Genomic DNA, 24651 nt, shown 5'->3' with positions numbered 1-24651 from the left:
TCCTTGAGAAGCCTCGTGAGTCCGGGAGGGCTCAGAAGAAGGTGCGGATGTAGTCGACCACCGTGCCGTCGGCCTCGACGAGCGGGATCAGCTGCCACTTGTCGAAGGACGTGCACGGGTGGGACAGGCCCATGCCGAGCCAGTCGCCGACCTCCAGGTCCGCGCCCTCCTCGGTGCGGACCCAGGCGTGCTGGTCGGAGAGACCCGTGACGGTGATGCCCTCGGCGGCGCGGACCTCACCGGTGCGGCCGTCGCGGACCACCTGGGCCTCGGGCAGGTGCAGGTCGTGGGCGGCGTCGCGCTTGCCCGCGTTGGTGAAGGCCTGCTCGGCGGTGGGGCGGGAGACGACCTGCGACCAGAGCCGGAAGGCCGGCTCCAGGGCGCCCTCCTCGGGGACCCGGTTGAAGGGGGTCAGCGTCCGGTAGTGGCCGGAGTCGTGGGAGACGTACGCGCCGGAGCGCAGCAGCTTCAGCACGGGCAGGGAGAAGACGGGAAGCTCGGCGAAGACCTCGGCGACCGTGTCGAACCAGGCGCTGCCGCCCGCGCTCACGATGATCTCGTCCGTGCCCGCGTCCGCGAACCGGCCGGCCTTGTCCCACTCGGCCGCGAGCGCCGTGAGCCGGTGCAGCCAGGCGCGTACCCGCTCGCTGTCCGCCCGCGGCACCTCGCCCTCGTATCCGGCGACGCCGACGAGCCGGAGCGTGGCCGTGGCGGCGACCGCGTCGGCGACGGCCGCGCACTCGGTCTCCGTGCGGACTCCGGTACGGGCCCCCTCGCCGGCGCCCAGCTCGACGACGACGTCCACGCGGCGGGAGGCTCCGGCGGCGCGCAGCGCCTCGTCCATGAGCTCTACGCCGCGGACCGAGTCGACGTAGCAGACGAAGCGGAAGCCGGGGTCGGCGTCGAGTTCGGCGGCGAGCCAGCGCAGGGCGACGGCGTCGACGAGCTCGTTGGCCAGGAAGATCCGGGCGATGCCGTGGGCCCGGTAGACGCGGGCCTGGTGCGGCACGGCGGCGGTGATGCCCCAGGCGCCGTGCTCCAGCTGCCGGTCGAAGAGCTGGGGGGCCATCGAGGTCTTGCCGTGCGGGGCGAAGGCGAGGCCGTGGCGCTCGGCGTACGTCTCCAGGAGGCGCAGGTTGTGCTCGACGGACTCGGCGGAGAGGGCGAGGACGGGGGTGGTGAAACCGCCGGTGAAGAGGTTGCGCCGCTGGGCGGAGAGCTCGCCGACGGTCAGGCCCTCGGCGTCCGGGGGCAGGGCCTTGAAGCGGTGGTCGACGCGCTCGTTCGCCAGGTCGGGCATGGGGCCTCCTCATCGAAGCGTTGCGTAGGATGCAACAGCCATTGCGTATGTCGCTCAATGCTGTCTAGCATCCGGGCCAAGGCCGGGTCAATGGACCCCGCCAGAGTCGCAAGGGAGTGCCGGAGTGGCCGCAGAACCGCCCGTGGATGTCGTGTGCCTCGGCGAGTCCATGGTCACCTTCCTTCCCTCCCGACCGGGCCGCCTCGCCGACGTCCCCGCCTTCGAGCGGGCGATCGGCGGCGCCGAGTCCAACGTCGCCTGCGCCCTCGCCGCCGCCGGACACCGGACCCGCTGGGTCGGCCGGGTCGGCCGCGACGGCTTCGGCGACCACCTGGTCGACACCATCGGCTCCTACGGCGTCGACGTCACCGCCGTCGACCGCGACCCCCGCCGGCCGACCGGCGTCTACTTCCGCACCGCCGCCGACCGGGCCACCGACGCCCACGAGGTCGTCTACTACCGCGCCGGATCGGCCGCCTCCGCGATGTCGCCCGCCACCGTGCCGTACGAGACCCTCGCGGACGCCCGGATCCTCCACCTCACCGGCATCACCGCGGCCCTCTCCGACGACTGCCTCGCCCTCATGCGCACCCTCACCGCACCCCGGGACGGCCGCCCCCTCGTCTCCTTCGACGTCAACTGCCGCCCCGGACTCTGGCGCGACGGCGCGACCACCGCCGGGCCCGTCCTCATGGAACTCGCCCGCGGATCCGACCTCGTCTTCGTCGGCGCCGACGAGGCGGAACAGGCCTGGGGCCTCACCGACCCCGCCGCGATCCGCGCGGCGCTCCCCGAACCCGCCGTCCTCGTGGTCAAACGGGGCGCCGCCGGCGCCATCGTCCACGAACGCACCGGCCCCGGAGGCACCGACACCGTCGTGGACGTGCCGGCCCCCCGCGTCGACGTCGTCGCCGCGGTCGGCGCCGGAGACGCCTTCGCCGCCGGATTCCTCTCCGCCACCCTCCGCGGGCTCGACGCCACGGCCCGCCTCCGGCACGGCCACCTCCTCGCCGCCGCCGCCCTCACCGTCCCCGGCGACCTGGCCGTGCCTCCCCGCCGCGCCCACGCCGACCGGCTCGCCGCCCTCGCCCCGACCGCCTGGGGCACACTTCAGCTCGGCCCCGGCTGGACGGGGGACGACCAGGAGGGACGTACACCATGAGCCAGACCGTCGACCGGGCGCTCAGCATCCTGCCCCTGCTCGCGCAGGGACCCGCCGACCTCGGCCAGGTCGCCGACCGGCTCGGTGTCCACAAGTCCACGGCCCTGCGGCTGTTGCGCACCCTGCACGAACACGGGCTCGTCTACCGCCAGGAGGACCAGCGCTACCGCCTCGGCGCCCGGCTCTTCGCCCTCGCCCAGGAAGCGGTCGAGAACCTCGACATCCGGGAGATCGCGCACCCCCACCTCGCCGCGCTCAACGAGCGCATCGGGCACACCGTCCACCTCGCCGTCTACGAGGAGGGCGAGGTCCTCTACATCGACAAGGTCGAGAGCCGCTACCCGGTCCGCATGTACTCGCGCATCGGCAAACCGGTCGCCATCACCGTCGCCGCCGTCGCCAAGCTGCTCCTCGCCGACCTGCCCGAGGCCGAGCGCCGCACCGTCGCCGCCAAGCTCGACTACCCCCCGTACACGCCCCGTTCGACCCCGAACGCCGCCGCCTTCCTCAAGGAGCTGGCGACCGTACGCGAACAGGGATGGGCCACCGACCTCGGCGGCCACGAGGAGTCCATCAACTGCGTCGGAGCCCCGATCCGCGGCGCCGACGGGCGTGTCGTCGCCGCCATGTCGGTCTCGGCGCCCAACGTGGTCGTCACGGCCGAGGAACTCCTCACCCTCCTCCCGCAGGTGCGCCGCACCGCGGACGTCATCAGCCGGGAGTACTCCGGCACCGCACCGAACAAGGACACCGCATGACCGAGAAGACCGCCCTCACCCCCGCCACCCACACCGCCCCGCCGGCGAAGTTCTCGCACGGCGTGAAGAAGGGCAACATCCTCCAGGTCGCGGGCCAGGTCGGCTTCCTGCCCGCCGTCGAGGGCCAGGCCCCGACGGTCGCCGGTCCGACCCTGCGCGAGCAGACGCTCCAGACCTTCGCCAACGTCAAGGCGATCCTGGAGGAGGGCGGCGCGAGCTGGGACGACGTGATGATGATGCGCGTCTACCTCACCGACGTGGACCACTTCGCGGAGATGAACGCGATCTACAACCAGTACTTCCAGGAGCAGGGCCTCACGGCCCCCGCCTCCGCCCGCACCACGGTCTACGTCGGTCTGCCCGCCGGTCTCCTCATCGAGATCGACGCCCTCGCCGTCCTCGGCTGATCCGGGCACCGACCCGCCCCCCACCCGAGCACACCGGGCCTGAGCACCTCCGGCCCGAGCACACCGGGCCCGAGCACCTCCGGCCCGCGCACACCCGGCCCGAACGGACCTGACCGATCCACCTGAGCCAGCCGCCCCACGGCACGGCGTTCACCCCGCGAACGCCGTGCCGCGCTCCGCCCTGCCCGCACGCCCTCCCCCAAGCGAGGTCTCCCCCCGCCATGAACCCCGTCGCGCCCCCGCACACCGGTGGACTGCTCCACCTCATACCCGGCACCGCCGGGCTGCTCACCGTCGCCGCCCTCGGCATCGCCTTCCTGCTCCTGCTGATCATCAAGATCCGGCTCCAGCCCTTCGTCGCGCTGCTGGCCGTCTCCATCGGCGTCGGCCTCGCGGCCGGCCTCTCCGTCACCGAACTCTTCGGCACCGTCCAGAAGTCCGCCGCCACCTCCGTCATCGAGACCGGGATGGGCGGCATCCTCGGCCATGTCGCGATCATCATCGGCCTGGGCACCATGCTCGGCTCGATCCTGGAGGTCTCGGGCGGCGCCGAGGTGCTGAGCAGCCGTCTCCTCGGCCTCTTCGGCGAGAAGCGCGCCCCTCTCGCGATGGGCCTCACCGGACTGATCTTCGGCATCCCGGTCTTCTTCGACGTCGGCATCTTCGTCCTCGCGCCGCTCGTCTACGCCGCCGCCAAGCGGTCCGGCAAGTCGATCCTGCTCTACGCCATGCCGCTGCTCGCGGGCCTCTCGATGACCCACGCCTTCCTCCCGCCGCACCCCGGTCCCGTGGCCGCCGCCGGGCTGCTGCACGTCTCGCTCGGCTGGGTCATCCTGATGGGCGTCCTCGTCGGCGTCCCCGCCGTCCTCGCGGCCTGGGCCTACGCCGGCTGGATCGGCCGCCGCCTCTTCGTCGCGGTCCCGCAGGACATGGTCGAGGCCGCCGAGGAGGCCCGGGCCAAGGTCGCCGCCGAGCGGGCCGGGGGAACCGAGGAACCGGTCTCCCTCTCCACGGTGCTCCTCATCATCGGCACGCCCCTGGTGCTCATCCTCGCCGCGACCTTCTCCTCCATCGCCCTGGACCCGTCCACCCTCCGCTCCGTCGTCGAGTTCTTCGGGAACCCCTTCGTCGCCCTGACGATCGCGCTGTTCCTGGCGTACTGGCTGCTGGGCATCCGGCGCGGCTGGTCGAGGAAGTCCCTGGAGCAGGTGTCCACGTCCTCCCTCAAGCCGGTCGGCAACATCCTGCTCGTCGTCGGCGCGGGCGGGGTCTTCGGCGCGGTCCTCAAGGTGAGCGGCGTCGCCCAGGCGCTCTCCGACACCTTCCACGACGTCGGTCTCCCCGTCATCGTGCTCGCCTACCTCATCTCCCTGGTCCTGCGCGTCGCCCAGGGCTCGGCGACGGTCGCCATCGTCACCACGGCCGGCATCGTGCTCCCGCTGGTCGAGGGCGGGGACCATTCGCAGGCCTTCCTCGCCCTCGTCATCATGGCGATCTCGGCGGGCTCGATCTTCGCCTCGCACGTCAACGACGGCGGGTTCTGGATCGTCTCGAAGTACTTCGGCATCACGGAGCGGGACACGCTCAAGTCCTGGACGGTCCTGGAGTCGGTGCTCTCCCTGGCCGGTTTCGCGGTGGCGGCCCTGCTGAGTCTGTTCGTCTGAGCGCGGGGGCGCCGGGTGTCCGGCCCCCGACGCGCGAGGGCGCCCCGGCGGTGGTCCCGCCGGGGCGCCCGTTCACGTACGGACCGTCAGGCCGCGCAGTACTGGGCCTGCTTGCCGATCGAGCGGTACATGCAGTCGGCGTTCTCCAGGAGCTGGAGGACGGCGTCGCGGTTGCGGCTCGTCTCGCGCTCGATGACCTCGTCGGGCGGGTAGAAGCCGCCGGCGCCGGACGAGGACGGGTACATCTCGAAGGTGTACGCGAAGATCCGCTGCGCACCCCAGAGGTAGTCGTCGATCGAGCCGTCCGTGATGTACAGGTCGCTGGACTGCTCGGGCGTGTAGCCGTTGCTGGCCGCCATCTTCCCGCCGACGGCGGCGAAGGCGTTGCGGTCGTCGAGCGTCATGCCGGGCGCGGTGTTGGCCGTGGTCCAGCCGAACGGCCAGAGCACCAGTTCGCTGTAGGTGTGGAAGTCGATGGCCGCGGTGATCTGCTGCTTGCCGCCGACCACCCGGGAGCGGACGAAGTCGGCGACGACCTTCACCTCGGGGGCGGACTCGGGGGCCGCGCCGCGGTAGGTCTCGGAGCTCTTGGAGCTGGAGGAGCCGCCGCAGCAGCCCCACTTGTAGTCCCAGTTCCGGTTCATGTCGGTGCCGATGTACGAGGAGCCGGAGTTGGGCTGCCGGTTCTTGCGCCAGCTGCGGTAGGAGCCGCTGGCGATGTCGTACTCGCCGCCGTCGGGGTTGAGGTCCGGGACGATCCAGATCTCGCGCCCGTTCACGGCGTTGGTGACCCGGGAGTCGCTGCCGTAGCCCGCGCCGAGTTCGCGCAGGAGGTAGAGCGCCATCTCGACGGTGAGGTGCTCGCGGGCGTGCTGGTGGTGGGTGAAGAGGACTTCCGGCTCGTTCTCGTCGGTGGCGACGTTGTCGCTGATCTTGATGGCGACGATGTCCCGGCCCTGGTACGACTTCCCGATGACCTGCTTGCGCATGATGGACGGGTACTGGGCGAGGCGCTGGTCGATCTCCGCGTTCGTCTCCGCGTAGTTGTGGTACTTCGCGTCGGCGGAGGGGAAGTCCAGCGGGCCGACGGCCTGGCCCTCGGCCGTGCGGTTCGGCGGGCCGGGCAGGGCGACCGGCTTGTAGCCGAGTGCCTTGAGGTTCCTGAGCTGTTCGGTGTTGGCGCTGACGACGACCGAACGGGCGTCGACCTCGTCGATCGAGACGCCGGTGGCGGCGAGCGCGGTGCGGGCGGCCGGGGTGGACGGTCCGGCGACCTCGTACTGCCGGATCACCTCCTCGGCGCCCGAGGCGATACGGGCGGCGGTCGACGCCGGGTCGGCCCCGGCGGGTGTCGTGAGTGCGGAGAGGGGCGCCGCGAGGGCGAGCGCCACGAGGGCCGCGAGGGTGGCGGACCTTCTGCCGCGGATGGGACGTCGCATGCTGTCTCCTGGGTGGGGAGGGTGGGGGGTGCGACAAGCTCGTGCGGGTTGTTGCGCGTTCCGGCACATGGTGAAGCCATGTCATGGACGGGTCAAGATGAGGAGTTCGGCCATACTGTCCCGCGTGGGGACCCTCATCGGTAGATACGTCATCGAGCACAAGCTAGGCGAAGGCGGCATGGGCACCGTCTATCTGGCCCGATCGCGCGGCGGGCGCGCCGTCGCCGTCAAGGTGGCCCGGCCTGAACTCGCCGCCGATCCCTCCTTCCGCGCACGCTTCCGCGCCGAGGTCGCCGCCGCCCGGCAGGTCGGCGGATTCCACACCGCACAGGTCGTCGACGCCGACCCCGACGCCGAGGCGCCCTGGCTCGCCACCGCCTACATCCCCGGCCCCACCCTCGCCGCGCTCGTCACCGCGCACGGCCCGATGGACGAGGAACGGCTCCGCTCGCTCGGCGCCGCGCTGGCCGAGGCCCTGGAAGCCATCCACGGCTGCGGTCTCGTCCACCGCGACCTCAAGCCCGGCAACATCGTCATGGCCCCCGACGGGCCCCGCGTCCTCGACTTCGGGATCGCCCGCGCGCTGGAGTCGACCCGGCTCACCGCCACCGGCGCGGCCTTCGGCACCCCCGGCTACCTCGCCCCCGAACAGGCCCTCGGCGAGGAGGTCACCGGCGCCGCCGACGTCTTCGCGCTCGGCGCGGTGCTCGTCGCCGCGGCGGGCGGCCGGCCCTTCGGGGACGGCACGCCGATGGGGCTCATGTACCGGGCGGTGCACGAGGACCCGGACCTCGCCACGGTGCCGGAGGCACTGCGCGGACTCATCGGCCGCTGCCTCGCCAAGAACCCCGCCGAACGGCCCACGCCCGAGGAGATCCTGGACGTCCTGGGGGAGGGGGCGCGGGACCGGACGGGCACGCCGGCGCCATCGACGCCGACGCTTGCCGTCGGGCCCGGCGCCCCGTCGGCCCTCGGGCCGCCGCAGGGGCCGCCCGCGTCGGGGTTCGGGCCGCCGCAGCCGGTCCCGTCCTCCTTCGGGCCGCCGCGGGAGCCGGTCTCCTCGGGGTTCGGGCCACCCACTCCCACACCCTTCATGCCCCCGCCGCCCGCCACGCCGCCGCAGCCCGTGCCCGAGTTCGTCGCCGCCGACAACGTCTACGGCATCGTCGCCGACGGCGCCGGGATCTGCCTGCAGCTGCTGGAGGACGAGGCCGAGTTCACCTGGTCCGAGATCGGGGCCGTGCGGTACGAGCGGACCCGCCGCGGCCGATGGCTGCGGATCACCGTCCTCCTGTACGACGGCGGCAGCTACGTCTGCGAGATCGACGGCCGCCGGGCGGCCAGGGTCGACGAGTGGGTCCACGGCCTCGCCCGGGTCCTGGCCCGGTTCCTTCCCGCCTGACGAGACGGCGCAGCGCCGCCGGGGGAGCGGCGGCGCTGCGGTGGGGATTCCGTACGGGTGTGCGCTGTTACGGCAGGTTGTGGACGTGCGGGCCCACCGCGTTCGACCAGGCGTTGCCGGCCGTCGCGTCCCAGTTGGTCGACCAGGTCATGGCGCCGCGCAGCGTCGGCCAGGCCTGGGCCGGCTTGAAGGTGCCGCAGCCGGTGAGCTTGGTCAGGCAGTCCAGCGCGTTCTTCACGATCTGCGGGTCGACGTAGCCGCTGCCCGCGCCCCGCGAGGAGGCGGGGACGCCCAGGCCGACCTGGGACGGGGCGAGCCCGCCCTGGATCTGGATGCAGGCGAGCGCGGTGAGGAAGTCCACCGAGCCCTGGCTGTAGACCTTGCCGTCGCAGCCGAGCATCGAACCGCTGTTGTAGTACTGCATGTTGACGACCGTGAGGATGTCCTTCACGGCGAGCGCGGTCTTGAAGTACTCCGTGCCCGTGTTCTGCATGTCGATGGTCTGCGGGGCCATCGTCAGGACCATCGACGAACCGGCCTTGGCGGAGAGCTGGCGCAGCGCCTTGGTCAGGTACGTGGAGTTGATGCCGTGCTCGAGGTCGATGTCGACGCCGTTGAAGCCGTACTCCTGCATCAGGGCGTAGGCGCTGTTCGCGAAGGTGGTCGCGGAGGCGTCACTGTTGATCGTGACGTTCCCCTTCTCGCCGCCGACCGAGATGACGACCGACTTGCCTGCCGCCTTCTTGGCCGCGATGTCCGCCTTGAAGTCGGCGGCCGAGGTGTAGCCGACGGCCGGGTCGAGGTTGAAGACGATCTGGCCGGGCGTGGTCGTCGAGTCGGCGAACGACACGGCGATGATGTCGTACTGCGACTGCACGTCCCGCAGCTTCTGGACGGTGGCGCCGTTGTTGAAGTTCTGCCAGTAGCCGGTGAGGGCGTGCTTGGGCACGGCCGGGCCGGGGCCCGGGTCGGTGACCTTGGCGGTGCGCGCCGTCACGGCGGTGGACTTCGCGGACTCGCCCGCGGAGTTCGTCGCGGCGACCTGGAACTGGTACGCCGTGTCGGCGGTGAGCCCGGAGACCGTCGCGGAGGTGCCCGTCACGGCCTGCGGGTTGGCGCCGTCCCGGTAGACCTTGTAGCCCGTGGCGCCGGAGACCGCGGCCCAGCTCAGGTCCACGGAGGACGAGGTGGCGGTGCCCGCGGCGAGACCGGCCGGGGTGGCCGGGACGACCGGGTCGGGGTCCTGGCCGCCGCCCCCGTCGGGGCCGAAGACGCTGACGTCGTCGACGGAGTACGGGGTGGTGCCGTACCAGCCGTGGGTGTAGATCTCGACCGAGGTGGTGCTCGCCCCGGTGGTGAAGCTGGTGGTGAGCTGCTTCCAGGCGGCGCTGTCGGGCGTCCAGGTGGAGACGCTGCCGGTGCCGGTCCCGGTGTTGTTCGCGCCGAGGTAGGCGTATCCGCCCTGGACCCAGGCGCTCAGCGTGTAGGTGGAGTTGGGCTTCACGGCCACGGTCTGGACGCACTTGGCGTTGTCGAGCCCGGCCGGGGTGGCTCTGAGGGCGCCGGCCCCGGTGCGTACCGGGGTGGAGACGGCGGCGCCGCTCCCGGCGGAACAGGACCAGTTGGCGAGGCCGTTCTCGAATCCCGCGTTCTTGGCGACGTTGACGTCCGCCGCCTGCGCGGTGCCGGCTCCGCCGACGAGGGCGAGCCCGGAGCCGACGGCGAGCGCGAGGGCTCCGCCGAGCAGGCGGCGTCCGTGCGGGCGGGTGGTGGTGCGGTCCACGTGCATCCTCCGGTGGGGGAGTTGGGGATGTGGAGGTGCCGTACGTCGTCGTACGGAGGGGTTCGTACGGGGGTACGAGGTGGTGCGGGGGGTACGGACGTACGAGGTGTACGGGGAGTGCGGACGGTGGCCACCGTTGTCGGAACAAGCTGGTCCAGACCAATCGCGTTGTCAAGACCTCTGGCAGCAAGGGCTGTTCGGCCGGGGTGAAAAGGGCCGAGGGGCCCAAGCCCGGGCCCAAATAAATGAGGGGAGCTTGGCGGATTGTGTGTTCACCACCCCGGGGGACGTGGATAAGGTGCAGAGGCGGCAGCACCCTGCGGTGACGCCGCGAACGCGGTAAGTGATCCGCGGCCCCCGGGACGGCGGAGGCCGGAGGGGACGGGGGGTCCGACGTGCCGACAGCGATCGCGGTCACCAGCGCCGACCTGGTGCTGCCACCGACCGACCCCGGAACCCCGCACGCCACCGTGCTCCCGGCCCCCGACACCCAGTCGCTCGACGCCTCGATCGCCGACATGCAGCAGCTGCTCGCGCGGTTCGGCCAGGTGATCGTCGTCTGCCCCACCTCCGCCCCGGCCGCCGTCGAGCACCGGCTGCGCGCCGTCCGCGCCCTGCTCGAAAGCGACCGGATCGCCCTGGTCAGGACCGACCTGCCACCCCTCGGAGCGGCCGTACTCGTCCGCCAGCTGAGGCAGTTGGCGGGCTGCGACTTCAGCCCCGGCGTCCTCGCCTCCGCCGCCCGGCTGCTCGCCCACTACATCTACGCGGGCGCCGTCCTCGGCTCCGTCTCCCGGCTCGACCGCGTCCCCGTCAGCCTGGGCTCCCACCTCAAGAGCTGGCTGCCCGGCGCCCACTTCGCCGTCCTCGCCGGACCCACCCCGCAGATCGTGCGCGTCGGCAGCGGAGAGGACTCCCTGACGGGACCCGAGTTCACCACCGAACTCCTCCTTGCCCGGGGCCAGCTCCAGACCGACTGGCCCACCACCAGCCTCGTACCCCGGTGGCGGATCCAGGGCGCCGCGGTCGAGGCGGCGCTGCCCGACTCCTCACCCGGCTGGTGGGGCACCGGCAGACTCGTCGAGTTCGCCGCGTACCTGCCCGACCTGCCCGTCCTCTACCAGCTCGTCTCCTCCGTACGGCGCGAGACCTGCCACTGGTGCGCGATGGAGCTCATCGGCGACCGCTGCGGATTCTGCGGCGCACCCCTGACGGTGGGCGGGCCGCCGCCGGAGCCGGGGAACCGCTCCCACGGAGGTACGCAGACGCGGGCCCCGGGCGCGGACACCCGGTCGCTCGGCACGGACACCCGGGCCCTGGGAACCGGCGTGCCCGCGCAGGGCCCCCGCGCCCTCGGCACCGGCGCGCACGCCGCGCGCACGGGACGCGACGCACTCACTCCCGTGAACCCCCCGCGCGCGCTGCCATGACCCGTATCCCGCGCGGCACCCGCCAAAAGCCCGACCCCCGCCCGTCCGGTCCCACGTCTCCGATCGAGGTAGTACGGCCATGAACTCCCGCCAGCGCCGCGGCGTCATCCTGCTGCTGCTGTCCGTCCTGTGCGCCCTCGGCGCCTTCGCCGGCGTCCTCGCCGTCATCAGCGACGTGAACTCCAAGGTCGGCCCGGAGACCACCGCGTACCGGATCAAGAAGGACGTGGACCCCTACGCCCCCCTGAGCCCGAACCAGTTCGAGAAGATCTCCATGCCCGAGCGCTGGCTCTCGGAGACCGCCGTCACCGACCTCCGCCAGATCGAGGGCAGGATCGCCGTCACCCGGCTCAAGGCCGGCTCCCTCCTGCAGACCGACATGATCGTGAAACGGCCCGAACTCCAGCCGGGCCAGCAGGAGATCGCCATCATGATCGACGCCGCCACCGGCGTCGCCGGAAAGATCAAGGCCGGCGCCACCGTCAACATCTACGCCACCTTCTCCGGCGAGAAGAAGGGCGAGGCCGCCCAGTCCCGGATGATCGTCGCCGGCGCCCGCGTCCTCGACGTCGGCCAGCTCACCCCGATCAGCGACAGCTCCGGCCGCGCCGGCCGCACCAACGAGGCCGTGCCGATCTCCTTCGCCCTCTCCACCCTCGACGCCCAGCGCGTCGCGTACGCCGAGTCCTTCGCCGAGCACGTACGCCTCGCCCTCGTCGCCCCCACCACCGGCGGCGCCCCGGCCGACCAGCGCGACCGCACCTACACGCTCGAAAAGGACAAGTGAGGCCGGTATGACCACCAGGATCCTGCCGGCCGTCGGCGACCCCGACGCGGCCCGGTCCGTCACCACCCTGATCGGCCAGCTCCCCGACGCCGAACCCGCCCCGCCGGTCACCGACTCCACCCAGCTCGTCGACACCCTCGCGCGCCTCGCCGCCGCGTCCCTCGACGAACTCCCCGAGGTCGTCCTGGTCCACGAGCGGATCGGCCCCGTCCCCGCCCTCGAACTCGTCCGCGAGGTCGCCCTCCGCTTCCCCGCCGTCGGCGTCGTCCTCATCACCGCCGACGCCAGCCCCGTCCTCTTCTCCGCCGCCATGGACTCCGGAGCCAGGGGACTCGTCACCCTGCCCCTCGGATACGAGGAACTCGCCAGCCGCGTCCAGGCCGCCGCCCAGTGGTCCGTCGGGGTCCGCCGCCACCTCGGCGCGGGCGCCGAACAGGTCACAGGCCCCGGCGGCACCGTCGTCACCGTCAGCGGAGCCAAGGGCGGCGTCGGCGCCACCGTCACCGCCGTCCACCTCGCCCTCGCGGCCCGCGCCTCCGGACGGACCGTCGCCCTCGTCGACATGGACCTGCAGAGCGGCGACATCGCCTCCTACCTCGACGTCCAGTTCCGGCGCTCCGTCGCCGACCTGGCCTCCATCGCCGACATCTCGCCACGCGTCCTCCAGGACGCCGTCTACGTCCACGAGACCGGCCTCTCGCTGCTCCTCGCCCCGGCGGAGGGCGAACGCGGCGAGGAGGTCACCGACCGCGCCGCCCGCCAGATCGTCAGCGCCCTGCGCGGCCGTCACGAGGTCGTCGTCGTCGACTGCGGCTCCCAGCTCACCGGCGCCAACGCCGCCGCGATCGAGATGGCCGGCACCGCCCTGCTCGTCACCACCCCCGACGTGGTCGCCGTCCGCGCGGCCAAGCGGACCGTACGCATGTGGGAACGGCTCCAGGTCCGCAAGGCGGAGGAGACGGTGACCCTGGTCAACCGCCACCACCGCTCCTCCGAGATCCAGCCGCCCCTCGTCCAGAAGATCACCGGCACCCGGGTCGCGGGCGTCGCCGTCCCCGCCCACTTCAAGGAACTCCAGGCCGTCGTCGACGCCGGCCGGCTGCACGAACTCGACGCCAAGTCGACCGTCAAGCAGGCGCTGTGGTCCCTGGCGGGAGAGCTGGGCCTGGTCCAGGCACCGGCGACAGCGGGACAGCCCGGCAAACAGCTCGCGCGGGCCGGCGACCGGGGCTCGCTGGGGCTCCGGCGCCGCACGGGAGGGCGCTGAGCCATGCGCATCCACCGGGACGACGACAGGGGGCAGGTGGCGGTCGAGTTCCTCGGCATGGTGCCGGTCATCCTGCTCACCCTCGCCCTGCTCTGGCAGGTCGTCCTGGTCGGCTACACGTACACACTGGCGGGGAACGCGGCTGACGAGGCCGCGCGGGCGGCGGCGGTCGGCGAGGACTGCGGCGAGGCGGCGCTGCGCCACCTGGACGGAGCCTGGTCGAGCGGCGCGAGTCCCAGCTGCTCGACCGACGGGGGCATGGTGACGGCCGTCGTCGAGATCCGGGTGCCCGTCCTGGTCCCCGGCGTCGGAGGGCTGTTCACCGTACGGGGGAAGGCAGGCGCGGTGTCGGAGGAGAGGCGGCCATGACCGTCCGTACGGAGAAGGCGCCCCGCGACCGGGGCCAGGCCGCCATCGAGTACCTCGGCTTCCTGCCCATCCTGCTGCTCGTCGGCCTCGCGGGGCTTCAGCTCGGCATCGCCGCCTACGCCGCCCAGCAGGCGGGCACGGCCGCGCGCGCGGCCGCCCGGGCGGCGAGCAGCGACGACGAGGACGCGCCACCGCCCGACGCGGCCGCCGACGCGGCCGTCAGCGGCTGGATCGCGCGGCGCTCCCACGTCACCGGCGGTGCGGGAGGCGGGGAGGCCGTCTACACCGTCACGGTCGAGATCCCCTCCGTCGTCCCCTTCTGGAACGGCTTCGGCTCCGTCACGAAGACCGCCACCATGCCGATGCCCGACGAGGAGGACCTGCCATGAGCCTGCGAGCCCGGATCAACGCCCCCGAGGACCACGGCGGCAACGCCGCCGCCCGGGAGGACGGTCACCTCGTCGCCGCCTTCCGCGCCAAGCTCCTGGAGGAGATCGACCTCACCGAGATGTCCGCGCTCGCGGCCGCCGAGCGGCGCGCCCGGCTGGAGCGCGTCCTCGGGCACATCATCAGCCGCGAGGGCCCCGTCCTCTCGACCGCCGAGCGGTCCCAGCTGATCCGCCGTGTCGTCGACGAGGCCCTCGGCCTCGGCGTCCTCGAACCACTCCTCGAAGACGCCTCGATCACCGAGATCATGGTCAACGGACCCGACCAGATCTTCATCGAACGCGCCGGACGCGTCGAACTGCTGCCGCTCCGCTTCGCCTCGCACGACCAGCTGATGCAGACCATCGAGCGCATCGTCTCCACCGTCAACCGGCGCGTCGACGAGTCGAACCCGATGGTCGACGCCCGGCTGCCCTCCGGCGAGCGCGTCAACGTCATCATCCCGCCGCTCTCGCTCACCGGGGCGACCCTCACCATCCGCCGCTTCCCCCGGGCGTACACGCTCCACGAGATGCTCGGCCTCGGCTCCCTCGACGAACAGATGCTGCTCCTGCTCTCCGGTCTCGTGCAGGCCAAGTTCAACCTGATCGTCTCCGGCGCCACCGGCACCGGGAAGACCACCCTCCTCAACGCCCTCTCCGGACTCGTCCCCGACGGCGAGCGGATCATCACCATCGAGGACTCCGCCGAACTCCAGCTCCAGCAGTCCCACGTCATCCGGCTGGAGGCCCGCCCGCCGAACATCGAGGGCCGCGGCGCCATCACCATCCGCGACCTCGTCCGCAACTCCCTGCGCATGCGCCCCGACCGGATCATCGTCGGAGAGGTCCGCGGCGGTGAGACCCTCGACATGCTCCAGGCGATGTCCACCGGCCACGACGGCTCGCTCGCCACCGTCCACGCCAACTCGGCCGAGGACGCGCTCATGCGCCTCCAGACCCTGGCCTCCATGTCCGAGGTCAAGGTGCCGTTCGAGGCGCTCCGCGACCAGATCAACAGCGCGGTCGACGTCCTCGTCCAGCTCACCCGGCACCCCGACGGCACCCGCCGCATCACCGAGATCTCCGTCCTCGCCTCCCACGGGCGCGAACGCTTCCTGCTCGCCACGGTCTGCCGCTTCCACGCCCAGCCGCTGGCCGCCGACGGACGGGTGTACGGGCAGTTCACGTACCACCCGCTGCCCCGGCGGGTCGCCGAACGCCTCTACCTCGCGGGCCAGCCCATCCCGCAGGCCTTCGGCGTGGCCGCGAACGACGCCCACCTGGCCACCCGAGAGGCGGAATGATGACGGACCCCTTCTGGCTGACGATCGGCGTCGCGCTGCTCTGCTGCGTCCTGGGAGTCACCGGCGTCCAGCTGTACGCGAGCGGGGCCCGCCGGCACGCGGCGCTCGTCGCCCGGCTCGACGAGTCGGGCGCGCCCGAGACCGGCGGCCGCCGCGCCCGCCGCTTCCGGGGCGTCGACCGGCGAGTCCGCAGGACCGCCCTCGGCCGCAGGCTGGAACTGCGGATCGCGGCCACCGGCCTCGACATCACACCCGGCGAGTTCACGGTCGCCCTCGCGGCGACGGTGGCCGTCCTCTGGTTCGTCGGCCAGGCCGCGCTGTCCCCCTTCTTCGGCCCGATCTGCGGACTCCTCGGCGTGTGGGTGGCGATGGGCTACCTCGGCTGGCAGCGCCAGAAGCGCATCGAGAAGTTCATCAACCAGCTCCCCGAGCTCTCCCGCATCCTGGCCAACGCCACGCAGGCGGGACTCGCCCTGCGGATGGCGCTCAGCCTGGCCGCCGACGAGCTGGAGGCCCCCGCGGGCGACGAACTGGAGAAGGTGGCCCAGCAACTGGCCGTCGGCACCTCCCTCGACGACGCGCTCGGCGAACTCGCCGAACGCCTGCCCTCCCGCGAACTCGTCGTCCTCGTCACCACCCTCGTCCTCGCCAACCGGGCCGGCGGCACCGTCGTCTCCTCCCTGCGCAACCTCACCGAGACCCTGGAGGAACGCAAGGAGACCCGGCGCGAGGTCCGCACCCAGCTCTCCCAGGTGAGCATGACCGCGTACTCCGTCCCCGTCATCGGCGTCGGCTCGCTCCTGCTCATCGACAACATGCAGCCCGGCGCCCTCGACCGGATGACCGGCTCGGGCATCGGACAGTTCGCCGTCGTCGCCGCGTTCGCCCTGTACGTGGTCGGCTTCGTCGCCATCCGCCGCTTCTCCAAGATCGACGTGTAGGGACGGGACTGCCACCGTGGACCTCCTCCTCGCCCTCCTCGCCGGGCTCGCCGTCGCCGGGGCCGCCTACGGCCTGCGGCTCTACCGCGCCGACGCCAAGCTCCCCGACGACCTCCGGCTCGCCCTGGAGGTCGGCGCCACCCGTACCGGCGCCGTCGACTCCGCCGTCGACCGGCTCGGCATGCGCTGGTCGCCCGCCGTCCTGCGGCTCATGGGCCCCAAACGCGTCAACGCCGTCCGCCGCCGCATCGACCTCGCCGGAAACCCCGGCGGACTCACCATCGACCGGTACGGGGCGCGGCGGGCCGTCTACGGCTTCCTGGGACTCCTCGGCGGCCTGCTGATGCTGAGCAAGGGCTCCTTCCTGGTCGCCCTGCTCCTGTTCGCCTTCGGCGCGTTCTGGACGGAGGTCGGCATCTGGTCGGCCGTCCGCATCCGCAAGGACCAGATCGAACGCACCCTGCCCGACTTCCTCGACGTCCTCGCCGTCGTCGTCTCCGCCGGCCTCGGCTTCCGGCAGGCCCTCGAACGCGTCGCCGAGAAGTACGAGGGCCCCTGGGCCGACGAACTCCGCATCACCCTCCGTCAGATGGACATGGGCGTCAGCCGTCGGCAGGCCTTCGACGAACTTCGCCGCCGCAACGACTCCGAACAGGTCGCCCAGTTCGTCACCGCCCTCCAGCAGGGCGAGGAACTCGGCGCCCCGATCGTCGACACCCTCATCCAGATCGCCAACGACATGCGGCGCACCGACGCCCAGAACGCACGCCGCAAGGCGGCCAAGGCCGTCCCCAAGGCGACCATGGTGATCACCACGCTGATGGTCCCGGCGACGATGATCCTGCTCGGCGCGGGCCTGTTCCTGGGCACGGGCACGGACTTCGGCTCGGTGACGGGCGAGTGAGCGGCTGATGCGCACGATACGGACCGGAAAGCCCCGGGCAGCCGCGCTGCGGGGCGATGCTCGGACCGGCTTGCTCCGGGGCCACGCGCGGACCGGTTCGCCCCGGAGCGACACGCGGACCGGCTCGCTCCGGGGCAACGCGCAGGCCGACGCGCTCCAGGTCAACGCCCTCCAGGCCATGTGCCGACAGGTCTTCGGCTTCCGGCTCGCGATGATCGCCCTCGCCGCCCCCGCCGCCCTCCTCGGCGCCGCACCCGGACTCCCCGTCCGGCTCGTCGGCGCCGCCGTCGTCGTCACCTTCATGGGCTCGTACGTCCTCTTCCGCGACTGGGAACGCTTCGGCCCCCTCCTCCTCGCGCACCCCGCCCTGCTCGCCGCCGACACCCTCCTCGGCGCCCTCCTCCTCGTCACCGCCGGACCGCAGAGCACCCTCGGATACGTCAGCGTCTGCACACCCCTCCTCGCCGGACTCGCCTACAGCTGGCGCGGCGCCGCCTTCTTCGCCTGCCTCCAGTCCCTCGTCCTGCTCGCCGTACGCGGCGACGTCCTCCTCCTCGCCGGCCTCTGCGTCATCACCGGCGCGCTCGGCGTCACCCTGCGGAACCTGCTGCTGCGGTACGGCGAGGCCGGCCAGGCCCTCGCCGAAGCCCGCGTACGACTCACCGCCGCCCACGCCGTCGACGTCGAACGGGCCCGGCTCGCCCGCGAGATGCACGACTCCGTCGCCGGCACCCTGCACGGCCTCGCGCTCGCCGCCGACGCCCTCGCGACCTGCACCGACCCGACGGAGGTCAAGGACCGCGCCGCACTCGTCGCCCGCGCGGCCCGCCGGGCGGCGGCCGAATCCCGCGAACTCCTCTCCGACCTGCGAAGCCAGTCCTACGGCGGGGCGGGAGCGGCCGGCATCGACCTGGCCTCCGAACTCACCAATCGCGTACGCGACTTCAGCACCCGCTGGGAATCCTCCGGAATCGCCACCGCCTACCACTCGGAGGGGGACGGAACCCCGCCCGTCGTCCCGTACCCGATGGCCAGGCACCTCCTCTCCATCGCGGCCGAGGCCATGGAGAACGCCGGCCGCCACGCCCACCCCACCCGCATCGACGTCACGGCCGGGGTCCACGCGGGCCTCCTCCGCATCAGCGTCCGCGACGACGGCCGGGGCCTGCCGCCCGGCACGAACCTCGACGCCCTGCGCGGCACCGGCCACTTCGGCCTGGTGGGCATGGTCGAACGGGCGGCGGGCGTCGGCGCCAGACTCCGGATCGGCCGCGGGGACGCGACGCGCGGCACCGAAGTGCGCCTGGAAATCCCCCTGGGGGCCGCGAGATGACCCCCACGGCCCTGACGCTCCTCGTCGCCGACGACAACCCGGTGGTCAGAGCGGGCCTGCGGTCCCTGCTCGGCGGCCACCCGGACTTCCGGGTCGTGGCGGAGGCGGCGGACGGCCGCGAGGCCCTCCGCGAAACGCTCCGCACCCGGCCGCGGGTGATCCTCCTCGACGCCCGGATGCCCCCGCACGACGGCCTGACGGCCCTCCCGCAGCTCGCCCGCCTCGCCCACGTCCTGATGCTCACCCACAGCCGCGAACCGGAGACGGTGCAGGAGGCCCTGCGCCTCGGAGCGGCCGGCTACCTCGTCCACGGCGAATTCACGACGGAGGAGCTCGTACGGGCGGTCCGGGACGCGGGAGAGGGGCGGGCCCGGTTCACGGCGACGGCGTCGGAGGTCCTGCTGCGGTCGCTGCGTGCGACCGCACACGAGGGAGGAGACCCAATTGTCTCAATGTCAACGCGGCTTGAATCCATGTCTTCGCGCCTGCAACGGACTGTGGAACAGTGGGGACTGAGTGCGAGGGAGGTGGAAGTGATGGACCTGATCGCCACGGGCCTGAACAACCGGCAGATCGCCGCGACCTGCTTCATCACCGAGAAGACGGTCAAGAACCACATCAACCGAATCTTCGCCAAACTCCACACCGACACCCGTGCCGAGGCCATAGCCTCCTGGCTGGGCACCAGGCCCACCCGATGACCCGGGCCCACAGATGGGCCCACGGGCCCTGTGCACCGACGAACGGGTCGGCGTACCGTGCCCGTGCGCAGGCGTCTGAACGCGGAGGGGACCACGATGAACGACGCGATGCTGAAGGCTCTGACCAAGGCCAAGGTACGAATGACAAGCCGACTGCTGTCCGGGGACCGCGGACAGACGGCGGTGGAGTATTTGGGGATCATTGTGGTGGTGGTGGCGATTGTGGTGGCCATCACCGGCACGGACATCGGTTCCACGATCATGACGGCAATCAAGAACAAGATCGCCGAGTTGACCGGCTAGGTCTGGGTAACGGCGCCAGCGACTCGGGCCAGGCATTTCCCGTATACATCACGGTGATTGCGGCTTTGCTGTTCCTTGCGTTCGTGTACTTCGCGGTGGGGCAAGCCGCATCCACTCGTAATGGGGCTCAAACTGCTGCTGACTCCGCCGCGTTGGCCGCCGCGCAGGATGCGCGAGAGCAGCTGCGCATCGGGTGGTTGGAGGTGATCGCCGACCCCACGCAATGGGGCCCATTTCTCGACGGAGAGCAATATGTCGATGCCTTGGCGTGCGGGCGGGCAGCTGAATTCGCAGCCAGGAACGGTGCTGAGCTACCGCCAGGCGGTTGCGAGCGCCTCCTGTCGGGGGGCGAGGGGTTCAAGGTGACGGTTCGCACGACAGGTACGGTCGGTCGATCCCTTGTTCCCGGTACGGAGTCACAGCACGCGGCGGCATCGGCCGAGGCCGTGATCGAACCGCGCTGCACCTTTGACGAACCTGAGCCCACTGCTGAGCCGGCACCTCCTGAGCCCACTGACGAGCCGCCGCCCACTGAGCCGACTCAAGAGCCGACACCGACCGATCCGCCTGAGAAGGAGCCGATAGTCGGCCTAGTGTGCGGCGACGAGGCATGGGACATCGATCCTGAGAACCCGGCCCTTCCCGATGCGGTTGACCTCTTCTCTGTTCGACTCTCCGACTGACCAACGACGATTAAAGGATGGGTACTTCATGAATGTTCACGGAAGGAGGGGGGTGGTCTCCCTCGCGCTGGCAGCTACCTTTCTTGTGGTTGGTTGTGGCGCCGAAGCGGACCCAAAGGCAGATAAGCCCACTGCGAAGACATCCGCTCCTCGGGGTGATGCGACCACGCAGGAGGAGCGGCCGGCCGAGCAGCCACCGGAGGCGCTGGCTGTCCTCAAGGGGCAAGACGGGTTCGAGTTGACCATCAATTCGGCGGTTCGCGACGCCGGGGGATTCTTGACGGTCAAGGGGGTTCTGAAGAACACCTCGGGCAAGGGGCGTGCAGTTCCCGACCTGAGGGGGGTCGAGACGGAAGTGTTGAAGCATGGCAACTCTCTAGGCGGAGCTACTCTCGTGGACGGCGTAGGGAAGAAGCGTTACTACGTCCTGCGGGACACTGACGGACGGCCGTTGACCACTACAGGGCTGGGAATCGTCTCGGGTGGTGATTCGGTCAACGTCTTCATGCAATTCCCCGCACCCCCCGCCTCTGCCACCGACGTCTCCTTCCAGCTCCCCACCTTCGAACCCGCCACCCTCAAACTCTCCTGAGGCGACACGATGACGACGACATACCGCCGCCTCGCCGCCCTCGCGATCGTCACGGTCGCCCTGGGTCCCTTCGCCGTGCCCAGTGCTCACGCCGACGATCCCCCCGGTTCCGCCGCCTCCGCCTCCCCGCCTCCCGCCATCGACCCCAACGCCCCCGAGCTGATGCTGCCCGACGGTGCCACCCTCGCGCCCGCCAAGGTTCTCGACATCAAGCAGATCGTCGAGGAGGAGGGCGGCGAGCAGCGTCGGGCCGACACCAATGTGGACGTGACCTTCGCGTTGCAGGCCGAGGTGCTGTTCCCCAAGAACAGCGCCAAGCTCGGGCCCGCCGCCACCGCTCGGATCGCCGCCATCGCGACGGAGATCGACAAGTTGGGGTCCGGACGCGTCCGGGTCTTCGGGTTCACCGACAACCTGGGGACGTACGAGCACGGCCTGAAGCTGTCCAAGCAGCGTGCCCAGGCCGTGCAGCTGGTGCTCGCGCGGAGTCTCGACCCGGGTACGACCTTCGACATCCGCGGTTACAGCGAGGACTATCCGATCGCCGACAACGGCTCCGAGGAGGGCCGCAAGAAGAACCGTCGCGTCGAGATCTCGTTCCCCCGCACCACGCCACCCGTCACACCCTGACCGGAACCTGCGCCGAAGGCCGGAACGTCGTCAGATCCCCAGGGCCACCCGGATCGTGGCCGTCATGCGGTCCGGGCGGTGGAACACCTCGTCCGCCGTGAACCGCAGGACACGGCGGATCTCCGGGCAGGACTGCAGCGCGTTGAAGCGGGCCACGTCCCGTTCGTGGGCGCGTCGGGTGCCGTGGAAGGCGTAGCCCTCGACCTCCACGGCCAGGCCCTCCGCGCGGAAGAGGAAGTCCGGGCGCAGGGGTGCCCCCGCCGCCGTCCGCACCGTGGGCTGAGACTCGGGGAGGAGGCCCGCGTCCCGTATCCGCAGGCGGGCGACCGTCTCCGCGGGGGAGCCGGACGCGGCCTCGGTCAGCCGCAGCCAGGTCCGGGCGCGGACCGCTCCCCGCCGGGGCGAAGCGAGTTCGGCGGCGAGTTCCTCGTACCGGACGAGTGCCCCGCGCCGTACCCCTTCGACCGCCCTGCGCGCGAGCGCCGAGTCGGCGACCACCACCGCCTCCTCCCGGCTTCCGGCGGCCCGTATCAGGTCGCCCACCGTCCGCGCCGGGGTCGTCGTCCGCAGGCCCCGCCGGGTCGACCGGTCCCCGGCCGTCAGGAACGTCGTGCCATGGACGCGTATGCCGTCGCTGGGCCGCGCGCGACCGGGTGCAGGGGCGGTGAACTCCAGGTGGTCCGGCGGCCCCGTCGCTCCCAGGCGCTCGATGCGGTGCAGTCGCGCCGCCGTCCCGTGACTGCACACCAGCTCCGGGCGCAGCAGCTGGAGCGCCGTCGCTCTCAGCCGCCAGTCCACCTCCTTCCCCGGGGCCGCCCACGCGCCCCGGCAGATCCGCTGCCAGCCGTCCCTGCGCAGGCGGCCGGTGAGGCGGCCCGGGGGCCAGCCCGCCGCGACCGCCCAGACCGTCAGGAGGACCCCGCCCCTGGCGAGGATCGCCAACTCGTACATACGCCCAACGATCCACGGAAGAGGGACAGTTCGCACCCCCTGTGGAAAACCTGCCGAAAGCCGTCGTCAGGAAAGCGCAAAGGTGGCGGGACAGGTTCGCGGGGCGGGAGCATTCTGGACGGATGACGACGACGAGCGAGCCGCCGGGCGCGGCGCCGAGTGTGCAGTTGGTCAGTGATCTCGTCACCCGGATTCCCGAGTTCCGGAACGTGTACGAGAACCATGTCTTCCATCAGGGCGATGTGCAGCCGCACGTGTTCTTCTGGGATGTCGTCCAGGACACCGTCCGGTCCTTCCTCGGCGAGGCGCCGGCGGCCGCGGACTGGCGCCGCACCCTCGCCTTCCTGGAGGAGCAGAGCTGTCGCGGGGTCCTCGGCATCGACGAGGTCATCGTCACCTCGTTCCTCGGTGATCTGCCCTCCCCGCAGGAGCCCGGACACGCCATCGTCCACCAGCTCGGTCCTGTCATGGCCGCGCGATTCGTCCGCATAAGGCCCCTGGGCTGAGCCGTTCCGCGGCGCCGGGATAATCGGACGCATGCCCGCGCCAGGACCCGACCCTCTCGATCGCCCCGCCCGTCTCGGTCAACCCGGCGGTCCCGATCAAGCCGACGGTCCCGACCGACCCAGCCGTCTCAGCCGTCTCAGCCGTTCCCTCAGAACCTGCCACCCCACCGTCCTCGCCCTCTGCGGGTACGCCGCGACCCGCCTCATCGGTCTCGCCGTCCTCGCCATCGCCGCGGCCGCGACCGGCGAAGACGGGCCGCACCGGCTCAAGGGCCGCTGGGACTCCGTCTGGTACGTGCGGATCGCCGAGCACGGCTACGGGTACGAGACCACCCTGCCGAACGGCGACGTCCACTCCGACCTGGCCTTCTTCCCGCTCTTCCCGGCTCTGGAGCGCGGCCTCTCCACCCTTCTTCCCCTCGACGCGGCCACCGCCGGCCTGCTGGTCTCCTGGACCGCCGGGCTCGCCGCCGCCTGGGGCATCCACAAGTGCGGCGGGCACGCATTCGGGACTCGCGCCGGTGTCCTGCTCGCCGTCCTCTGGGGCGTGTACCCGACCGCGTTCGTCCAGTCGATGGCGTACACGGAGACGCTGTTCACGGCCCTCGCCGCCTGGTCGCTGTACGCGGTCCTGCGCGGCCGCTGGATCCTGGCCGGCGTCCTGTGCGCGGCCGCCGGGCTCACCCGGCCGACGGCCGCCGCGCTGATCGCCGCCCTCGGGATCACCGCCCTCGTCCTGCTGGTACGGGATCGGCGGCTGCCCCTGCGGACGGTGCTCGGGGTCCTGATCGCGCCGCTCGGCTGGCTCGGGTACATCGTGTACGTCGGTGTCCGCGAGGGCGGTGGGACCGCGTACTTCGAGGTCCAGGCCGCCTGGGGCAACTCCATCGACGGCGGCGTCGCCCTCGCCCGGTTCATCGCCGGGCTGCCGTGGCCGGCCGCCCTCGGCCTGTGCGCGGCTCTTGCGCTGCTCGGCTGGCTGGTCGCCCTCTGCGTACGGCAGCGGCAGCCGCTGCCCCTGCTCGTCTACACGATCGGCGTCGTGTTCGTCTCGCTGGTCGGCGCCGCGTACTTCGGCTCGCGGCCGCGGCTGATGATGCCCGCCTTCGGGCTGCTGCTTCCGCCGGCCGTGGCCCTCGCGCGGCTGCGGACCCGTACCGTCGTGCCGGTCCTCGCCGGACTCGCGACGGCCTCCGCCGTGTACGGGGCCTTCACCCTCCTCGGTTCGGGCCCGCCGTGACGTCGACACGCACGCGTGCTCCGGGCCGCAGCCCCCAGCCCGCCATCGTGCCCGCCTCCGCCTCCAGGACGTGCCGGCCGCGCGGCCGGATCATGCCGAGCCGCCCCGGCCGCATCGTGACGACGGACAGGACCGTGAACGAGCGGTCCAGATGGGCCACGTCGATCGCGAACCGCATGCCGAAGGTGTGCACGCTGTTCGTCCGGACGATGAGCAGCGCCCCGGCGACCCCGTCCCGTCCGAGCAGCCCCCGACGGCGGGCCCGGTACGAGGCCGCGACCTCCAGCGGCACGACGGCGTCCGGCGACGGCACCGTCAGCGTTCCCCGGCCGTCCTCCCATTTCCCCATGTGCCAGACCGTAGCGGC

Annotated in this window: 26 protein-coding genes; 21 read left to right on the top strand and 5 right to left on the bottom strand. The window is 71.9% G+C overall.

The window, feature by feature from the left end; translation table 11 throughout:
- Positions 1–31 precede the first annotated feature (31 nt).
- Entirely contained in the window at positions 32–1300 is a 1269-nt protein-coding gene (locus tag ACH4MY_RS33040) for an alanine racemase (RefSeq protein WP_398007777.1), read from the bottom strand.
- Positions 1301–1424: 124 nt separating this feature from the next.
- On the opposite strand from ACH4MY_RS33040, the gene ACH4MY_RS33035 reads away from it, so the two are divergent.
- The 4 genes from ACH4MY_RS33035 to ACH4MY_RS33020 all read left to right on the top strand — a co-directional run bounded on the left by ACH4MY_RS33035 (position 1425) and on the right by ACH4MY_RS33020 (position 5291).
- Entirely contained in the window at positions 1425–2462 is a 1038-nt protein-coding gene (locus ACH4MY_RS33035) for a sugar kinase (protein WP_398007775.1), read from the top strand.
- A complete protein-coding gene (locus ACH4MY_RS33030) occupies positions 2459–3220 on the top strand; it encodes an IclR family transcriptional regulator (RefSeq protein WP_398007773.1) in 762 nt (253 codons plus the stop codon). The genes ACH4MY_RS33035 and ACH4MY_RS33030 overlap by 4 nt, the downstream gene beginning before the upstream one ends.
- On the top strand, positions 3217–3627 hold the full coding sequence (locus ACH4MY_RS33025) for a RidA family protein (protein WP_398007771.1): 411 nt from the start codon (positions 3217–3219) through the stop codon (positions 3625–3627). The genes ACH4MY_RS33030 and ACH4MY_RS33025 overlap by 4 nt, the downstream gene beginning before the upstream one ends.
- A 221-nt stretch (positions 3628–3848) precedes the next feature.
- On the top strand, positions 3849–5291 hold the full coding sequence (locus tag ACH4MY_RS33020) for a GntP family permease (protein ID WP_398007770.1): 1443 nt from the start codon (positions 3849–3851) through the stop codon (positions 5289–5291).
- Between the two features lie 86 nt (positions 5292–5377).
- Here ACH4MY_RS33020 and ACH4MY_RS33015 read toward each other — a convergent pair whose 3' ends face one another.
- A complete protein-coding gene (locus tag ACH4MY_RS33015) occupies positions 5378–6730 on the bottom strand; it encodes a M14 family metallopeptidase (RefSeq protein WP_398007768.1) in 1353 nt (450 codons plus the stop codon).
- 178 nt (positions 6731–6908) lie between these two features.
- Here ACH4MY_RS33015 and ACH4MY_RS33010 point away from each other — a divergent pair, with 178 nt between their 5' ends.
- The gene (locus ACH4MY_RS33010; RefSeq protein WP_398007912.1) at positions 6909–8132 is read left to right on the top strand and encodes a protein kinase; all 1224 of its coding nucleotides are present in this window, start codon (positions 6909–6911) and stop codon (positions 8130–8132) included.
- 67 nt (positions 8133–8199) lie between these two features.
- Here the strand turns inward: ACH4MY_RS33010 and ACH4MY_RS33005 are convergent, their stop codons facing one another.
- Entirely contained in the window at positions 8200–9921 is a 1722-nt protein-coding gene (locus tag ACH4MY_RS33005; RefSeq protein WP_398007766.1) for a chitinase, read from the bottom strand.
- Between the two features lie 389 nt (positions 9922–10310).
- Here ACH4MY_RS33005 and ACH4MY_RS33000 point away from each other — a divergent pair, with 389 nt between their 5' ends.
- The 14 genes from ACH4MY_RS33000 to ACH4MY_RS32935 all read left to right on the top strand — a co-directional run bounded on the left by ACH4MY_RS33000 (position 10311) and on the right by ACH4MY_RS32935 (position 21587).
- A complete protein-coding gene (locus tag ACH4MY_RS33000; RefSeq protein WP_398007764.1) occupies positions 10311–11345 on the top strand; it encodes a hypothetical protein in 1035 nt (344 codons plus the stop codon).
- Between the two features lie 79 nt (positions 11346–11424).
- Positions 11425–12132 carry a Flp pilus assembly protein CpaB gene (gene cpaB / locus ACH4MY_RS32995; protein ID WP_398007762.1) on the top strand — a complete coding sequence of 236 codons (708 nt, stop codon included), beginning with the start codon at positions 11425–11427 and terminating at the stop codon, positions 12130–12132.
- 7 nt (positions 12133–12139) lie between these two features.
- Positions 12140–13399 carry a CpaE family protein gene (locus ACH4MY_RS32990; protein ID WP_398007760.1) on the top strand — a complete coding sequence of 420 codons (1260 nt, stop codon included), beginning with the start codon at positions 12140–12142 and terminating at the stop codon, positions 13397–13399.
- Positions 13400–13402: 3 nt separating this feature from the next.
- Entirely contained in the window at positions 13403–13768 is a 366-nt protein-coding gene (locus ACH4MY_RS32985; protein ID WP_398007758.1) for a TadE/TadG family type IV pilus assembly protein, read from the top strand.
- Entirely contained in the window at positions 13765–14157 is a 393-nt protein-coding gene (locus ACH4MY_RS32980; protein WP_398007756.1) for a TadE/TadG family type IV pilus assembly protein, read from the top strand. The genes ACH4MY_RS32985 and ACH4MY_RS32980 overlap by 4 nt, the downstream gene beginning before the upstream one ends.
- Positions 14154–15500 (top strand): CpaF family protein, encoded by a 1347-nt coding sequence (locus ACH4MY_RS32975; protein WP_398007754.1) that lies wholly within the window; start codon positions 14154–14156, stop codon positions 15498–15500. Before ACH4MY_RS32980 ends, ACH4MY_RS32975 begins: the two co-directional genes overlap by 4 nt.
- Complete coding sequence (locus tag ACH4MY_RS32970) at positions 15497–16441, top strand: type II secretion system F family protein (protein WP_398007753.1); 945 nt, start codon at positions 15497–15499, stop codon at positions 16439–16441. Before ACH4MY_RS32975 ends, ACH4MY_RS32970 begins: the two co-directional genes overlap by 4 nt.
- Before the next feature lie 16 nt (positions 16442–16457).
- Positions 16458–17345 (top strand): DUF5936 domain-containing protein, encoded by an 888-nt coding sequence (locus tag ACH4MY_RS32965; RefSeq protein ID WP_398007751.1) that lies wholly within the window; start codon positions 16458–16460, stop codon positions 17343–17345.
- A 7-nt stretch (positions 17346–17352) separates the two neighbouring features.
- Positions 17353–18678, top strand: a complete 1326-nt coding sequence (locus ACH4MY_RS32960; protein ID WP_398007749.1) for a sensor histidine kinase — start codon at positions 17353–17355, stop codon at positions 18676–18678.
- Complete coding sequence (locus tag ACH4MY_RS32955; RefSeq protein WP_398007747.1) at positions 18675–19379, top strand: response regulator; 705 nt, start codon at positions 18675–18677, stop codon at positions 19377–19379. The genes ACH4MY_RS32960 and ACH4MY_RS32955 overlap by 4 nt, the downstream gene beginning before the upstream one ends.
- A 96-nt stretch (positions 19380–19475) precedes the next feature.
- Positions 19476–19682, top strand: coding sequence for a Flp family type IVb pilin (locus ACH4MY_RS32950; protein WP_392583855.1), 207 nt, complete (start codon positions 19476–19478; stop codon positions 19680–19682).
- A gap of 2 nt (positions 19683–19684) precedes the next feature.
- Positions 19685–20365: a pilus assembly protein TadG-related protein gene (locus ACH4MY_RS32945; protein ID WP_398007910.1), complete on the top strand. Its 681-nt coding sequence runs from the start codon at positions 19685–19687 to the stop codon at positions 20363–20365.
- A gap of 28 nt (positions 20366–20393) precedes the next feature.
- A complete protein-coding gene (locus ACH4MY_RS32940) occupies positions 20394–20957 on the top strand; it encodes a hypothetical protein (RefSeq protein ID WP_398007745.1) in 564 nt (187 codons plus the stop codon).
- 9 nt (positions 20958–20966) lie between these two features.
- Complete coding sequence (locus tag ACH4MY_RS32935; protein ID WP_398007743.1) at positions 20967–21587, top strand: OmpA family protein; 621 nt, start codon at positions 20967–20969, stop codon at positions 21585–21587.
- 30 nt (positions 21588–21617) lie between these two features.
- Here ACH4MY_RS32935 and ACH4MY_RS32930 read toward each other — a convergent pair whose 3' ends face one another.
- Complete coding sequence (locus tag ACH4MY_RS32930; protein WP_398007741.1) at positions 21618–22538, bottom strand: hypothetical protein; 921 nt, start codon at positions 22536–22538, stop codon at positions 21618–21620.
- Positions 22539–22660: 122 nt separating this feature from the next.
- Between ACH4MY_RS32930 and ACH4MY_RS32925 the strand changes: the two genes are divergently transcribed.
- Both ACH4MY_RS32925 and ACH4MY_RS32920 read left to right on the top strand, forming a co-directional pair.
- A complete protein-coding gene (locus tag ACH4MY_RS32925) occupies positions 22661–23044 on the top strand; it encodes a hypothetical protein (RefSeq protein WP_398007739.1) in 384 nt (127 codons plus the stop codon).
- A 31-nt stretch (positions 23045–23075) separates the two neighbouring features.
- Positions 23076–24284, top strand: a complete 1209-nt coding sequence (locus ACH4MY_RS32920) for a glycosyltransferase family 39 protein (protein WP_398007737.1) — start codon at positions 23076–23078, stop codon at positions 24282–24284.
- On the opposite strand, the gene ACH4MY_RS32915 is transcribed toward ACH4MY_RS32920, so the two are convergent.
- Positions 24256–24633: a DUF192 domain-containing protein gene (locus ACH4MY_RS32915; RefSeq protein WP_398007735.1), complete on the bottom strand. Its 378-nt coding sequence runs from the start codon at positions 24631–24633 to the stop codon at positions 24256–24258. The genes ACH4MY_RS32920 and ACH4MY_RS32915 overlap by 29 nt on opposite strands.
- Between the last annotated feature and the right edge of the window lie 18 nt (positions 24634–24651).

It is taken from the genome of Streptomyces sp. NPDC017246 (assembly GCF_044331325.1).
Taxonomy (GTDB): domain Bacteria; phylum Actinomycetota; class Actinomycetes; order Streptomycetales; family Streptomycetaceae; genus Streptomyces.
Note: the sequence above shows the minus strand (reverse complement) of the source record. Positions and strands in the feature narration are given on the sequence as shown.